Origin of the sequence: Pseudomonas sp. MF6751 (assembly GCF_016613265.1) — a bacterium.
Lineage (GTDB): Bacteria > Pseudomonadota > Gammaproteobacteria > Pseudomonadales > Pseudomonadaceae > Aquipseudomonas > Aquipseudomonas fluorescens_BV.
Map to the genome: position 1 here is coordinate 37,166 of NZ_JAENSV010000033.1, position 13,529 is coordinate 50,694.

12 protein-coding genes and 1 pseudogene are annotated in these 13,529 nt (G+C 62.1%); 4 read left to right on the forward strand and 9 right to left on the reverse strand.

What is annotated here, in order from left to right; all coding sequences use genetic code 11:
- Positions 1–3: 3 nt before the first annotated feature.
- Entirely contained in the window at positions 4–891 is an 888-nt protein-coding gene (gene yghX, locus JJD66_RS21415; protein WP_034125993.1) for a YghX family hydrolase, read from the forward strand.
- Between the two features lie 121 nt (positions 892–1,012).
- Here the strand turns inward: yghX and JJD66_RS21420 are convergent, their stop codons facing one another.
- Entirely contained in the window at positions 1,013–1,885 is an 873-nt protein-coding gene (locus JJD66_RS21420) for a LysR family transcriptional regulator (RefSeq protein WP_089041808.1), read from the reverse strand.
- A 129-nt stretch (positions 1,886–2,014) separates the two neighbouring features.
- Here JJD66_RS21420 and ampC point away from each other — a divergent pair, with 129 nt between their 5' ends.
- Positions 2,015–3,157 (forward strand): class C beta-lactamase, encoded by a 1,143-nt coding sequence (gene ampC, locus JJD66_RS21425; RefSeq protein ID WP_200648974.1) that lies wholly within the window; start codon positions 2,015–2,017, stop codon positions 3,155–3,157.
- A 192-nt stretch (positions 3,158–3,349) separates the two neighbouring features.
- Here ampC and dctM read toward each other — a convergent pair whose 3' ends face one another.
- The 8 genes from dctM to JJD66_RS21465 form a co-directional block, all read right to left on the reverse strand.
- Complete coding sequence (dctM, locus tag JJD66_RS21430; RefSeq protein WP_014718351.1) at positions 3,350–4,630, reverse strand: C4-dicarboxylate TRAP transporter large permease protein DctM; 1,281 nt, start codon at positions 4,628–4,630, stop codon at positions 3,350–3,352.
- Positions 4,630–5,262 carry a TRAP transporter small permease gene (locus JJD66_RS21435; protein WP_060764246.1) on the reverse strand — a complete coding sequence of 211 codons (633 nt, stop codon included), beginning with the start codon at positions 5,260–5,262 and terminating at the stop codon, positions 4,630–4,632. Before JJD66_RS21435 ends, dctM begins: the two co-directional genes overlap by 1 nt.
- A gap of 139 nt (positions 5,263–5,401) precedes the next feature.
- Positions 5,402–6,385 carry a TRAP transporter substrate-binding protein gene (locus JJD66_RS21440; protein ID WP_073522239.1) on the reverse strand — a complete coding sequence of 328 codons (984 nt, stop codon included), beginning with the start codon at positions 6,383–6,385 and terminating at the stop codon, positions 5,402–5,404.
- A gap of 218 nt (positions 6,386–6,603) precedes the next feature.
- Positions 6,604–7,419, reverse strand: a complete 816-nt coding sequence (locus tag JJD66_RS21445) for an HpcH/HpaI aldolase/citrate lyase family protein (RefSeq protein WP_200648975.1) — start codon at positions 7,417–7,419, stop codon at positions 6,604–6,606.
- 14 nt (positions 7,420–7,433) lie between these two features.
- A complete protein-coding gene (locus JJD66_RS21450) occupies positions 7,434–8,627 on the reverse strand; it encodes a CaiB/BaiF CoA transferase family protein (RefSeq protein ID WP_200648976.1) in 1,194 nt (397 codons plus the stop codon).
- Positions 8,628–8,637: 10 nt separating this feature from the next.
- On the reverse strand, positions 8,638–9,987 hold the full coding sequence (locus tag JJD66_RS21455; protein ID WP_200648977.1) for an MmgE/PrpD family protein: 1,350 nt from the start codon (positions 9,985–9,987) through the stop codon (positions 8,638–8,640).
- Positions 9,988–9,997: 10 nt separating this feature from the next.
- The gene (locus JJD66_RS21460; protein WP_200648978.1) at positions 9,998–11,161 is read right to left on the reverse strand and encodes an acyl-CoA dehydrogenase family protein; all 1,164 of its coding nucleotides are present in this window, start codon (positions 11,159–11,161) and stop codon (positions 9,998–10,000) included.
- Between the two features lie 28 nt (positions 11,162–11,189).
- Positions 11,190–12,008 carry an FAS1-like dehydratase domain-containing protein gene (locus tag JJD66_RS21465; RefSeq protein WP_200648979.1) on the reverse strand — a complete coding sequence of 273 codons (819 nt, stop codon included), beginning with the start codon at positions 12,006–12,008 and terminating at the stop codon, positions 11,190–11,192.
- Positions 12,009–12,292: 284 nt separating this feature from the next.
- On the opposite strand from JJD66_RS21465, the gene JJD66_RS21470 reads away from it, so the two are divergent.
- Together JJD66_RS21470 and JJD66_RS21475 are read left to right on the forward strand one after the other, a co-directional pair.
- Positions 12,293–13,192: a LysR family transcriptional regulator gene (locus JJD66_RS21470; RefSeq protein WP_034126002.1), complete on the forward strand. Its 900-nt coding sequence runs from the start codon at positions 12,293–12,295 to the stop codon at positions 13,190–13,192.
- Positions 13,193–13,308: 116 nt separating this feature from the next.
- Positions 13,309–13,529, forward strand: a pseudogene (locus JJD66_RS21475) (serine hydrolase); the annotation flags it as partial.

Consider the following 13,529-nt stretch of genomic DNA (forward strand, 5'->3'; position numbering starts at 1 on the left):
CCGATGACTCGTCTGACCGCGAAAGACTTTGCTCCCGAACTGCTGGAACTCTACGACGGCTATGCCCACGGCAAGATCAACCGCCGCGAATTTCTAGACCGCGCCGCGCTGTTCACCCTCGGTGGCCTCACCGCTTCGGCATTGCTCGCGGCCCTGAGCCCCAATTACGCCTTGGCCGAGCAGGTGAAATTCACCGACCCGGATATCGTCGCCGACTACATCACCTACCCCTCGCCCAAAGGCAACGGCACCGTGCGCGGCTATCTGGTGCGCCCAGCCAAGGCGGCAGGCAAGCTGCCCGCCGTGGTGGTGGTGCATGAAAACCGGGGCCTGAACCCCTATATCGAAGACGTCGCCCGACGCCTGGCCAAGGCCGGCTTTATCGCACTGGCCCCGGACGGCCTGACCTCGGTGGGCGGCTACCCTGGCAATGATGAAAAAGGCGTGGCCCTGCAGCAGACCGTCGACCCGACCAAACTGATGAACGACTTCTTCGCCGCCATCGAGTGGCTGATGCAGCACGACAGCAGCACGGGCAAAGTCGGCATCACCGGGTTCTGTTACGGCGGTGGCGTGACCAATGCAGCGGCGGTGGCCTACCCGGAACTGGGCGCGGCAGTGTCGTTCTACGGGCGCCAACCCGACGCCAAGGACGTGCCCCGCATCAAGGCGCCGGTCATGTTGCATTTCGGTGAGCTGGATACGCGCATCAATGAAGGCTGGCCGGCGTATGAACAGGCATTGAAGGCCGCGGGGACGAGGTATGAGGCGTTTATCTACAAGGGCGCCAATCATGGTTTTCATAATGATTCGACACCGCGCTATGACGAAGCAGCGGCGAACCTTGCCTGGGAACGCACCCTGGGATGGTTCCGCCAATACCTGATGTAGGAGCGAGCTTGCTCGCGAAAAACGACAACGATAACGCGGGCGTCCTGGATAGACGCGGCGCCTGGGAGTTTTTCGCGAGCAAGCTCGCTCCTACATAAATGAGGGCCTGCCTCCCCAAATGTTATCCAACACTTGCCTGCAACCACCCTTTGAACGCCAACATCGCGGGTGTCTCAGCCCGCGACTGCAAGCGCGTCAACCAATAGCTGCCGGTGGTGATCCCCACCTCGAACGGCTGGCGGATCACATCGTTCTCCAATTGCCGTGAAAACATCAGGGCTGGCGCCAGTGCTACGCCAGTCCCTTGCAGCGCGGCCTCCATCATCGCCAGCGAAGAGTCGAACACCACGCTGCGCGGCATCCGTGTATCGCTGGGCAAACCGGCGGCCTGGAACCACAGGTTCCACTCATCGGCACGGTAGGAACGCAGCAAGGTGTGTTTCAGTACGTCAGCCGGGCTGTGCAGTTGTTCGGCAATCTGCGGCACGCACAACACCGTCAACGGTGCCTCAAGCAAGGGGCAGGCGTCGGTGCCGTGCCACGCGCCGGCGCCAAAGCGGATGGCATAATCCAGGCCCTCGGCGGCGACATCCACGCGATTGTTGTGGGTGGACAAGCGCAAGTCGATCAACGGGTAGCGGCTGTGAAAATCCGCCAGGCGTGGCAACAACCAGCCCACCGCAAAGGTACCGACCGCCCCCACCGTCAGGACTTCACGGTAATGGCCGCCTTCAAACTGATCCAAGGTCAGGGCAATACGGTCGAAGGCGTCACGCAGCACGGGCAGCAGGGATTCGCCTTCGCTGGTGAGCATCAAGCCTCGTGGCAGGCGCTTGAACAGCGTGACGTTGAGTTGCGCTTCGAGACTTTTGACCTGATGACTGACCGCCGCCTGGGTCACGCACAGCTCAATGGCCGCACGGGTAAAGCTCAAATGGCGCGCCGACGCTTCGAAGGCGCGCAACGCATTGAGCGGCAGGTGGGAACGCAACATGGCTTGACCCAAATTTTTCTAATGGCAGGTGCGAGATATCATCGTTTGCCGACACCCGGAAATCCACCTACATTTGCCACGCCTGCGCAGGCTCCGATCGTCATTGCCTTATTTACATGGAAGCGAACCATGAAACACACCCTGAAAAAATATGCGGCTTCAGCTTTGTTGCTCGGCGCCGGCAGCTGCATGGCCGCCACCGATATGCGCCAGGTCGTGGACAGCCACGTCACCCCTCTGATGAAACAGCAAGGCATCCCGGGCCTGACGGTCGCGGTCGTCCAACACGGCAAGGTGCAATACTTTAACTACGGCGTCGCCGCCAAAGACACCCAGGCACCCGTCACCGAAAACACCTTGTTCGAAATCGGCTCAGTGAGCAAAACCTTCAACGCCACCCTCGGCGGGTATGCCCAAGCCATCGGCAAGCTCAAGCTATCGGACATGACCAGCCAACATCTGCCCGTCCTGGCTGGCAGCGCGTTCGATCGCATCAACCTGCTGCAACTGGCCACTTATACCGCCGGCGGCCTGACGCTGCAGTTTCCGGATGCCGCCGACAGTGCAACCACCATGATGGATTACTTCCAGCATTGGAAACCCACTTATGCGCCGGGGGAACAACGCCTTTACTCCAACCCCAGCATTGGCCTGTTCGGTTACGTGACCGCAAAAAGCCTGGGCCAGCCTTTCACCGTCGCCATGGAAAAAACCCTGCTGCCCAAGCTGGGCTTGACCAATACCTATACTCGCGTCCCCGCTGACAAGGCCGGCCAGTACGCCCAGGGCTATGACAGCCAGCAGAAACCGGTACGCGTCAACCCCGGCGCCCTGGACTTCGAAGCCTACGGCATCAAGAGCAGCAGCCAGGACCTGGCCCGCTACGTGATCGCGAACATGCACCCGCAAACCCTGGAACAACCGGTGCAACAGGCCATTGCCACCACTCACGCCGGCTACTACACCGTCAACGGCATGACCCAGGGCCTGGGCTGGGAACGCTACCCCTACCCCATCAGCCTGCAAGCGTTGCTGGACGGCAACTCCACACCGATGGCGATGGAGCCGCACAAGGTCACTTGGCTCAAACCCGCCCAGCCGCAGCCTGCCAATGTGCTGTACAACAAAACCGGGTCCACTGGCGGCTTTGGTGCGTACGTGGCGTACGTGCCAAGCAAGGACATGGGGGTGGTGATTCTGGCGAACCGGAACTACCCGAATGCCGAACGGGTGAAAGTAGCGCACGCGATCTTGAGTGCGATGGACCAATAAGGCCGCCATCGCAGGCAAGCCAGCTCCCACATTTGGATCGCGGCGCGTCAGTTAGATCAGCGTCCGCCGTCGGTAGTCACGGGAGCAAGCTCCCTCGCCACAGGGCCAGCGTCGTCCCTGAGTTGTGTAGATACCTATGCCCCGATGAGGAAGTGTCTGACCCACCGCCATCGGGGCAAGCCCCCTCCCACCCTACATTCCGAGCCACTGCGGCAGCGCCAGGGAAATGAACGGCAAGTACGTCACCATGATCAGGAACACCAACAGGATCATCAGCCACGGCATCGCCGCGCGAATAGTCTGCCCCAATGTCAGCCCGGTCACCGCCGAGGTCACGAACAGGTTCAGCCCCACCGGCGGGTGCACCAGGCCGATTTCCATGTTCACCACCATCACGATCCCCAGGTGAATCGGGTCGATCCCGAGCTTCATCGCAATCGGAAAAAAGATCGGCGCCAGGATCAGCACAATGGCCGAAGGCTCCATAAAGCTGCCGGCAATCAGCAGCACCACGTTGACCATGATCAAAAAGCCAATCGGCGTAAGCCCTTCGGAGATCACCCACGCGGTGATTTGCTGGGGGATCTGTTCGGTGGTCAGCACGTGGGCAAACAGCATGGCGTTGGCGATGATGAACATCAGCATGATCGACAGGCGTCCCGACTCCAGCAGCACCTTGGGGCAGTCGCGCAGCTTCATGTCCTTGTAGACGAACAGCGCGACGAATGCTGAATACACGGCTGCCACTGCCGCCGCTTCGGTCGGGGTGAACATGCCGCTGTATATGCCGCCGAGGATGATCACCAGCAGCAACAGGCCCCAGAACGCTCGGCGTGCACAGCTCAGCCACTCACGGAATGTCGCCCGGGGTTGCGCCGGCAGCTTCTTGATGCGGGCGACGATGTAGATCGCGACCATCAACATCAGGCCCAGCAGCAAGCCCGGAATCACCCCGGCCATGAACAACTTGCCCACCGAGGTTTCGGTCGCCGCCGAATACACCACCATCACAATCGACGGCGGGATCAGAATGCCCAAGGTCCCGGCATTGCAGATGATGCCCGCACCAAATTCCTTCGGATAGCCGGAACGCACCATGCCCGCCACGGCAATCGAACCCACTGCTGCCACCGTGGCCGGTGACGACCCGGACAGCGCTGCAAACAGCATGCACGCCAGCACCGCCGCAATCGCCAGGCCCCCGCGGATATGCCCGACACAGGCGTTGGCAAAGTCGATCAGCCGCTGGGCCACGCCGCCGGTGGTCATGAAGGCACCGGACAACAGGAAAAACGGAATCGCCAGGAAGGTGTAGGCATCGCTGGTTTCAAACAGCTTGATCGCCAGGGAACTCACCGAGTCCTGGCTGAACATCAGGATCGACACCGCACCGGACAGCCCCAGAGCAATCGCAATCGGCACGCCCAGGAACATGAACACGAACAACAGCAAAAACAGACAGAGCACGGCCATCAGTGACGCTCCTCATGACTGCCGGCCAACTTGCTGGCCTCACCGGCCTCATCGGCCAACCCCAACCCGACCTGGCGGTGGGTAAAGATGCGGTAGAAAATTTCCAGGTAGCGGATCAATACCAACGCAAAGCCAATGGGTACGATCACCACGATGTCGCCGACATCGATGCCGAACTGGTCAAGGTCTTCGGCGCCGATATGCGCGGTCATCACCGCACTCACCCACTTGTAGCTGGCCACCATGAACAGCCCGGCATAGGCCAGGCAGCACAGGCAGGCGAGCATGCCGAGCAGGCGCTGCACCGGGCGCCGGGTCAGCCGCACCAGCGCGTCCACGCCCAGGTGGCCGGCGGTGCGCACGCCGTAGGAAATGCCGAAAAAAATCAACCAGCCGAACATCGCCTTGGTCAGCGCCACACTCCAGGTCATCTCTTGGGCCCAGGTCATGGTGCCGTCGCCCAGGGCATTGAAGAAGGGGCTGCTCCAGGCCCATTTGTCGGCCAGAGCAAAGAACAGGGTGTAGACGTTGTTGAGCATGACGTAGACGAACGTCACCAGGGTCATGGCGGCCAGCAGGAAAGCGATAAAGCCTTCCTCCAGGTGCTCCCAGACGCGCCTTAGCGTTTGCATGGCAAAACCTCGCGTGGCAGAGATAGGTAAAAACCAGGTCAACCTGTGGGAGCTGGCTTGCCTGCGATAGCGGTGGACCAGCCGCCAGTTGTATCAACTGACACACCGCAATCGCGGGCAAGCCCGCTCCCACAGGGGATTACTGGTTGGAAGCGTCCGCCGCCTTGATCAGGTCAGCCCCAATCTCGCCTTCGAACTTCTGCCACACCGGGCGCATGGCTTCGCGCCACAGCGCACGTTGCTCGGGGGTCAGTTCGATGATTTCGCTGGTCTTGGCGTCGATGATCTTCTGCTTGGCCGACTGGTTCAGCGCTTCGGCCTGCTTGTTCACCTCCACGGTGACCTCGGCCATGATCTGCTCCAGGGTGCTACGCACATCCGGCGCCAGGCCGTTCCAGAACGTCGCGTTAGTGATCACCATGTAGTCGATCAGGCCATGGTTGGACTCGGTGAAGTACTTCTGCACTTCGTTGACCTTCTGGCTTTCATAGTTCGACCACGTGTTCTCGGTGCCATTCACGGTACCGGTCTGCAGGCCCTGGTAAACCTCGGCAAAGCTCATCTTGCGCGGGTTGGCGCGGATCGCCTTGAACTGTTCTTCGAGCACACTGGAAGCTTGCACGCGGAACTTCAGGCCACGGGCGTCCTTGGGTTCATGCAGGGCCTTGTTGGCAGAGAGTTGTTTGAGGCCGTTGTGCCAATAGGCCAGGCCGAGGATGTTTTTATCCTGCATCGAGGTCAGCAGTTGCTTGCCCTGGGCCGCCTGGAAACGGTCGACGGCGGCCAGGTCGTTGAACAGAAACGGCAAGTCGTAGATCTGCACTTGCTTGGTGTAGTGCTCGAATTTGGCCAGGGACGGCGCCAGCATCTGCACATCACCCAGCAGCAATGCTTCCATTTCCTTGCCATCGCCAAACAGCGACGAGTTCGGGTACACCTCGACCTTGACCTTGCCGGGCAGGCGTTCTTCAGCAAGCTTTTTGAACAGCAGCGCGCCTTGGCCTTTAGGGGTGTTTTCGGCCACCACGTGGGCGAACTTGATCACAATCGGGTCTGCCGCCTGGGCCAGGCCTGCGGTAAACAAGGTGGCGGCGCACAGCAGCGCCCGGGAAAGCTTGAGCATGGGAATCACCTTTTTATTGTTGTGTTTAAGGCAAGGTGCCTGATGTAACGCGTGTCGTGAATTTCGAATTTTAGATACCTGCGTTCGGCCTGGCCGAACGCGTCCAGTGTGGGAGCTGGCTTGCCTGCGATAGCGGTGTGTCAGGCAACACAGACATTGACTGTTCTGCCGCTATCGCAGACAAGCCAGCTCCCACACTTCGTTCCCGGTTTTGTCAGTTACAGTTGCGCGGCCAGCAGCCTTTGAGCGCGCAGCAACACCGGCGCATCCACCATCTGCCCATCAATCTGATAAGCCCCTGCCCCATGGGCGCCCGCCTCCACCACCCGCCTGGCCCAGGCCAGCTCTTGGGCGCTCGGCGCTAGCGCGGCATGGATCACCGCCACTTGCTTGGGATGAATGCACAACGCCCCGGCAAAACCCATTTCATAAGCGTGTCGGATCGAACGGTGCAGGCCTTCGGGGTCGTCGATGGCCGGGTGCACGCCGTCCAGCGGCGCCGCCAGGCCCGCGGCGCGCGAATGCACGATCAGCGCCAGGCGCGCCTGGTCGAGGGCCAATTCAGCGGCGCGGGAGTGACTGCTCAGGTTCAGGTCCAGCGCCAGGTCCAAGCCGCCGAACGACAGGCGCTCCACCTGGGGCGCCTGGGCAATCTGCGCCAGTGCCAGCAAACCGCGTGCGCTTTCGATAATCGGCCAGATAGCCTTGCCGGTCGCGGCCACCACAGCCACCTGGGCCGCGCTTTCGACCTTGGGCAGCAATACCACGGCGACATTTGCATGGGCCTTGCAGAACGCCACGTCCTCAAAATGCTCGGCATGTTGCGGCGCGTTGATGCGCACCCACACCTGGGCCTCAGGATGGGCGTGCAGGAACGCGCCCAGATTATCCCGGGCCTGACGCTTGAGCGGTTCTTCTACCGCGTCTTCAAAATCCACAATCACTGCGTCGGCGCCGCTCGCAAGGGCCTTGGCAAACCGCTCCGGGCGGCTGCCCGGCACAAACAGCGCAGAACGTACTAAAGGCTTTGGCATCACGTGATTCCTGATTAGATAACGCCGCGCTCGCGCAGACTGTTAATGGCCTCAATGGAGTAACCCAACTGGCCGAGGATGCCTTGGCTGTGTTGCCCCAGCGCTGGCACGCCGTCCATGCGCGGGGTAAACGCAGCGTTACGGGCCGGTGGCAGCAGCGACGGCAACGGCCCCGCCGGGCTGTCGACGTCACGCCAGCTGTCGCGGGCCTTGAGTTGCGGGTGGTCCCACACGCCTTGCATGTCGTTGACCCGGGCGCTGGCAATTTGCGCGTGCTCCAGGCGCTGGATCACCGCCTCGACGTCCAGTTGGGCAAAGCGCTCCACAATGATCTGGCGCAGCACCTCGCGGTTGGCCGAGCGCTTGAAATTGGCGCTGAAGCGCTCGTCCGTCTCCAATGCCGGGGTGAGCAGCACTTTGTCGCAGAACGCCGCCCATTCGCGCTCGTTCTGCAAGCCGAGCATCACCGTGCCGCCGCCCCCGGTGGGAAACGGCCCGTAGGGGTAAATCGTCGAATGCGCGGCACCCGCACGCGGTGGCGGCGGCGCGCCGTCGAAGGCGTAATACATCGGGTAGCCCATCCACTCCACCAGGCTTTCGAGCATGCTCACATCGATGCGACTGCCCTGGCCGGTTTTGCCGCGCAGCAGCAGCGCCGACAGAATGCCGCTGTAGGCGTACATCCCGGCGGAGATATCCGCGATGGAGCAACCGGCTTTGGCCATCTGTTCTTCACCTGGGCCTCCGGTCACCGAGAGAAAGCCGCCCTCGCTCTGGATCAGCAGGTCGTAGGCTTTCTTTTTCTCGTAGGGCCCGCCTTCGCCGTAGCCGGAAATATCGCAGACGATCAGCCGTGGAAAGCGCGCGTGCAGCGCCTCGAACGATAAGCCCATGCGCGCCGCCGCGCCGGGGGCAAGGTTCTGCACCAGCACGTCGGCATCGGCCAAAAGCGCATCCAGAATGACGCCCGCCTCGTCCTGCTTGAGGTCCAGGGTCAGGCTTTCCTTGGAGCGGTTGGTCCAGACGAAATGTGACGCCAGGCCACGCACCCGCTCGTCATAGCCACGGGCGAAATCGCCGGTGCCGGGGCGTTCGACCTTGATGACCCGGGCACCGAGGTCGGCCAGTTGGCGCGTGCAAAATGGCGCGGCAATCGCGTGTTCCAGGCTGACGACGGTGATACCGTCCAGCGGTCGTTGTTCAGTCATGACAAATCCCTCAAAGCCAATGGGCCATGGACGCGGTAGTGCGCAGGTTCCACACCTGCTCGATCAGGCCTCTGGCCTGGGTCGGGGTGCGGGCGCCACTGAAGTGGGCCAGGCGCTGGAACTTATCCGCCAGTTCGGCCCGACTCAGGGTGTTGCCCGGGTCGCCCTTGGGTTCATCAATGGCACCGCGCAGCGTGCGGCCATCGGTGGTGGTGACCGTGACGCGGCCCAGCCAGCGTTGCGGGTAGGCGCTGTCGACTTCCGGGTCCAGGGTCATGCTGACCTTGTCGCGAAACGCCGCGACCGCAGGATCGGTCAACGCCAGCTCATGGAATTCAGGCAACCCGGCTTTGCCATGCACAGCGATCAGCCCAAGCACGGTGCCCATGGAAAATTTGGCCTGGTGCACGGTGGCCGGCACCGTCACTCGGCCGAGTACGTCAATGGCGCCTTGGTGCACGTGGGTTCGCACCTGGGAGATCTGCGCAGCGCTCAAGCCTTCACGCTGCATCACGGCCAGCAGCGCATCGGCAGCAGGATGGGTGTGGCGACAGGAGGCGTGGAATTTGAACGAGGTCTCCACCAGCGCCCAACGGCTGCCCAGCTCGGAAGACAATTTGCCCGGTTGGGCATCACTGGACATACCGGCCGCCAAACCTTGCTCACCTTCAAGGATATTTCGCGCGCCGGTCAGCCCATCGGCCGTAAGGTAAGCCGCCAGCAAGCCGTCCGCCGCCGCCTTGGCCGTGTGCAGTTGCTTGGAGTCGGCGGCATCGCGCAGAAACTCCCACAGCCCGGCAGCCTGGGTGCCGGCGCTGCCGAGCAGGTTGATGAATTGTTCTTCGTTGAAATCGAGCAACTTGCCCACCGCGACCGCCGCCGCCAGGGTGCCGACCGTGGCCGTGGTGTGGAAGATGCGGTAGTGGGAGCGGCCCATGAACTCACCGATGCGAATCCCCGCCTCGTAGCCGGCCACCGAGGCCAGCAACATTTCACGGCCAGACTTGCCGAGGTCCTGGGCAGCCGCCAACGCGGCGGGAAACACCACGGTGGCCGGGTGCAGCACGGAACTGTTGTGCAGGTCATCCTGCTCCACCAGGTGTGAGGAGGCGGCGTTGACCAGTGCGGCGAAATACGCGCTGGTGCCGGTGCCGTTGACGATCACCTGGGCCGGACCGCTGCTCGGCCCCATCTTCTGCGCGTAGCGTTCAAACAAGGGAATCGGGTGCGCGCCTTGGCTGGCCAAGGCGGACGCGAGCCAATCCAGGTAAAGCTCTTCGGTGCGCGCCAGCACGGGCTCGGGCAATTGTGAATACGTCAGCTCGGCCAGGAACCGGCACAGGGCTTGGGTAGGGCTCATGCTCAGGCCCTCAAAAGCTGCGTGGCAGTTCGAGCAAATGCTCGGCCACGTAGGACAGGATCAGGTTGGTGGAGATCGGCGCCACCTGGTACAGGCGGGTCTCGCGGAATTTGCGCTCCACGTCGTACTCGCAGGCAAAGCCGAAGCCACCGTGGGTTTGCAGGCAGGCGTTGGCCGCTTCCCAGGACGCCTTGGCCGCCAGGTACTTGGCCATGTTGGCACTGGCCCCGGCGTTTTTGCCGCTGTCGTATTCCTCGCAGGCACGCCAGCGCATCAGGTCGGCCGCTTCGACCTCGATATGCGCCTCGGCAATCGGGAACTGCACGCCCTGGTTCTGCCCGATGGGCCGGCCAAACACCACACGGTCGCGGGCATAGGCGCTGGCCTTTTCGATGAACCAGCGGCCGTCACCGATGCACTCGGCGGCAATCAGCGTGCGCTCGGCATTCAGGCCATCGAGGATGTATTTGAAGCCCTTGCCCTCCTCGCCAATCAGGCTGTCCAGGGGCAGCTCCAGGTTGTCGAAGAACAGCTCGTTGGTCTCGTGGTTGACCATATTGGCGATGGGCTGCACGGTCAGGCCGTTGCCGATGGCCTGGCGCAGGTCTACCAGGAAGATCGACATGCCTTCGGATTTTTTCTTTACGTCGGCCAAGGGCGTCGTGCGCGCCAGCAGGATCATCAGGTCGGAATGCTGTACCCGAGAGATCCAGACTTTCTGGCCGTTGATCACGTACTTGTCGCCGCGCTTGATCGCCGTGGTCTTGATCTTGGTGGTGTCGGTGCCGGTAGTGGGCTCGGTGACGGCCATCGACTGCAGGCGCAACTCACCGCTGGCCAGCTTGGGCAAGTAGAAGCGTTTTTGCGCCTCGCTGCCGTGACGCAGCAGGGTGAACATGTTGTACATCTGGCCGTGTACGGTTCCCGAGTTGCCGCCGCAGCGGTTGACTTCCTCAAGGATCACCGAGGCTTCGGCCAGGCCCAGGCCGGAACCGCCGTATTCTTCGGGAATCATGGCCGACAGCCAACCGGCGTCGGTCAGGGCCTTGACGAAGGCTTCGGGGAAGCCTTTTTCTTCATCGATCTTGCGCCAGTAAGCGGCATCGAACTCGGCGCACAAGGCGCGCACGCCGTCGCGGATGGCATTGAGTTCTTCGTTGTCATGGGCATTCATTAACGGCTCTCCGCCTGTTGTTATCGGGTTATTCGAAATGCACGTGGGCGGTCTGCGCCAGGCCTTCAGTGTTGCCAGCCCAGAGTTCCGCGACGCCGGTTGCGGTGATGCGGCCGCCGACCTCAAAAGGCTGTGGCGCAATCAGTGGGCGCACACCGCGATAGGCAAAGCGGCGCAGGGTCGCCTCAGGGTGCGCCCGGCAGAACGCACGCAGGTTCAAGGTGGCGATCAGCGGGCCATGCACCACCAGGCCGCTGTAACCCTCAGTGCCGGTGACATAGGGATAGTCGTAATGAATGCGATGGCCGTTGAAGGTCACGGCGCTGTAGCGGAACAACAGGGTCGGCGTCGGCTCGACGGCCTCTGTCCATTCGCCCCGGGCCAGCGCGTCGCCGCTGCCAGGCTTGGGTGGCGTGGGTTCGCGGTAGACGATGTCCTGTTCCTCGCGGATGGCCAGACGCCCGGCCTGGGAATAGTCGTGGCGCACCGTGACAAACAGCAGCGAACCGGTGCGACCGGTCTTTTCTTCAACCTGAGTGATAGTCGACACACGGGTGGCCGATTCACCGGCACGCAGCGGGTGCAGAAACTCGATACGCCCACCGGCCCACATGCGATTGCGGTTATCGGCGGGTGGCAAGAACCCGCCGCGGGCCGGATGACCATCGCCGCCCAGGGCCGACTCCGGCAACGGGTCCTGGAAAAAACACCATTGCCACAGCGCAGGTACGGCTTCACCGTCGGCGGGCACTGCTTCACCGAACGTGGCGGCGATGCGTTTGAGCAGGTTATGGCTGAGGTGGTCGTGGGCGGTCTCGCTTCGGCCGATCCAATCGGTGGCGCTCATCGGGTGCAATTCCTCGGGCAGTGGGTGTCTGCCTGGGATCATGCAAGGGCCAGCCCGTTCTGAGAATTTGCATTTCAATAAACCAGCGTTCGGTTATGCTGAACGCTTACAGCCACACCGTGAATCAATGTGGGAGCTGGCTTGCTGTGGCGAGCAAGCTTGCTTGCGCTGGGGTGCGTAGCGCCCCCAAAAAAGCCGGCTCCAGCTGCGCTGTCGAGCGGGAGCAAGCTCCCTCGCCACAGCAAGCCAGCTCCCACAGGAAACCTGTTGTTTGGGAGTTTTGCATGCACTTTGATCTCGCCGACCTGCGCCTGTTTATCCATATCGCCGAATCCCCCAGCCTCACCCAGGGTGCCAAGCGCGCCTTCCTGTCGCCGGCTGCCGCCAGTGCGCGGATCAAGGCCCTGGAAGGTCAGCTCGACACGCGCCTGTTGTACCGCGATAGCCGGGGCGTGGAGATCACCCCGGCAGGCGAGCGCCTGTTACACCATGCGCGGTTGATTATGCGCCAGGTGGATTACCTCAAAAGCGAGTTCACCCAATACGGCGTGGATTCGGCCGGGCATATCCGTATCTTCGCCAACACCACGGCGGTCACCGAATTTTTGCCGGAGGTTCTGGCAGGCTTTCTGTCGCAGCGTCCGGGCGTCACTGTCGATCTGCAGGAACGCCTGTCGCGGGACATCGTGCGCGGCGTGCTCGATGGCACCAGTGACATGGGCATCATCGCCGGCCCCGTGGAAGCGTCCGGCCTGCAGGTGTTGCATTTCAGCACTGATGAACTGGTGCTGATGGTGCCCGTCGGGCATCCGTTGGCCGACCAGCCTTCGGTGACCCTTGAGCAGACCCTGGCGTATCAGCATATCGGCCTGCATGAAGGCAGCACGCTGTTGAGTTTCCTGCGCGAACACGTCGAGCGTCTGGGCAAGCAATTGTCGCTGCGTATCCAGGTCTCGAGCTTCGAGGCGATCTGCCGGATGGTCGAGGCCGGCGTGGGCATTGGCATCATTCCAGAGTCCGCCGCCCTGCGTCACAGCCGCACCATGCAACTGGTGACGGTGAAACTGGACGAGCCCTGGGCGATTCGCGAGCGCAGCATTCTGGTACGCGAGCTGGAAGCGCTGCCGGGGACCATTCGCGCCCTGATTGCCACGTTGATGCCCGCCCCCTTGGGCAAATCCTGATGTTTTTATAAGCGGCCGTTAACAGTCTTTGACAGTTTCCCGACAAAGCACTCAAAGATTCTCGGCCCCCGCCGCCCTAGCATTCCAGCATCCAAATCATCATTCGGGTGCTCTTGATGTTTCGCAGACTGCGCGGTATTCCGCTATTGGGTTGCCTGTTGGGCAGTATCGGTTGCCACTCGCAACCGCCTGCCCCGCCGCCGATTCAAAAAGGCGATTACGGCGCAATCATCCGCTACCTGCAAACCCGCATTCCCCGGGAGATGGCTCGGGACAATGTGGCGGGATTGTCGATTGCCCTGGTCAATGGCCAGGAGCTGATCTGGGCCCGCGGCTT

Bases quoted from the DNA above. Each gene is read 5' to 3' on its own strand.
- yghX (WP_034125993.1), top strand. From the start codon at position 4: ATGACTCGTCTGACCGCGAAAGACTTTGCTCCCGAACTGCTGGAACTC.
- JJD66_RS21420 (WP_089041808.1), bottom strand. From the start codon at position 1,885: ATGTTGCGTTCCCACCTGCCGCTCAATGCGTTGCGCGCCTTCGAAGCG.
- ampC (WP_200648974.1), top strand. From the start codon at position 2,015: ATGAAACACACCCTGAAAAAATATGCGGCTTCAGCTTTGTTGCTCGGC.
- dctM (WP_014718351.1), bottom strand. From the start codon at position 4,630: ATGGCCGTGCTCTGTCTGTTTTTGCTGTTGTTCGTGTTCATGTTCCTG.
- JJD66_RS21435 (WP_060764246.1), bottom strand. From the start codon at position 5,262: ATGCAAACGCTAAGGCGCGTCTGGGAGCACCTGGAGGAAGGCTTTATC.
- JJD66_RS21440 (WP_073522239.1), bottom strand. From the start codon at position 6,385: ATGCTCAAGCTTTCCCGGGCGCTGCTGTGCGCCGCCACCTTGTTTACC.
- JJD66_RS21445 (WP_200648975.1), bottom strand. From the start codon at position 7,419: ATGCCAAAGCCTTTAGTACGTTCTGCGCTGTTTGTGCCGGGCAGCCGC.
- JJD66_RS21450 (WP_200648976.1), bottom strand. From the start codon at position 8,627: ATGACTGAACAACGACCGCTGGACGGTATCACCGTCGTCAGCCTGGAA.
- JJD66_RS21455 (WP_200648977.1), bottom strand. From the start codon at position 9,987: ATGAGCCCTACCCAAGCCCTGTGCCGGTTCCTGGCCGAGCTGACGTAT.
- JJD66_RS21460 (WP_200648978.1), bottom strand. From the start codon at position 11,161: ATGAATGCCCATGACAACGAAGAACTCAATGCCATCCGCGACGGCGTG.
- JJD66_RS21465 (WP_200648979.1), bottom strand. From the start codon at position 12,008: ATGAGCGCCACCGATTGGATCGGCCGAAGCGAGACCGCCCACGACCAC.
- JJD66_RS21470 (WP_034126002.1), top strand. From the start codon at position 12,293: ATGCACTTTGATCTCGCCGACCTGCGCCTGTTTATCCATATCGCCGAA.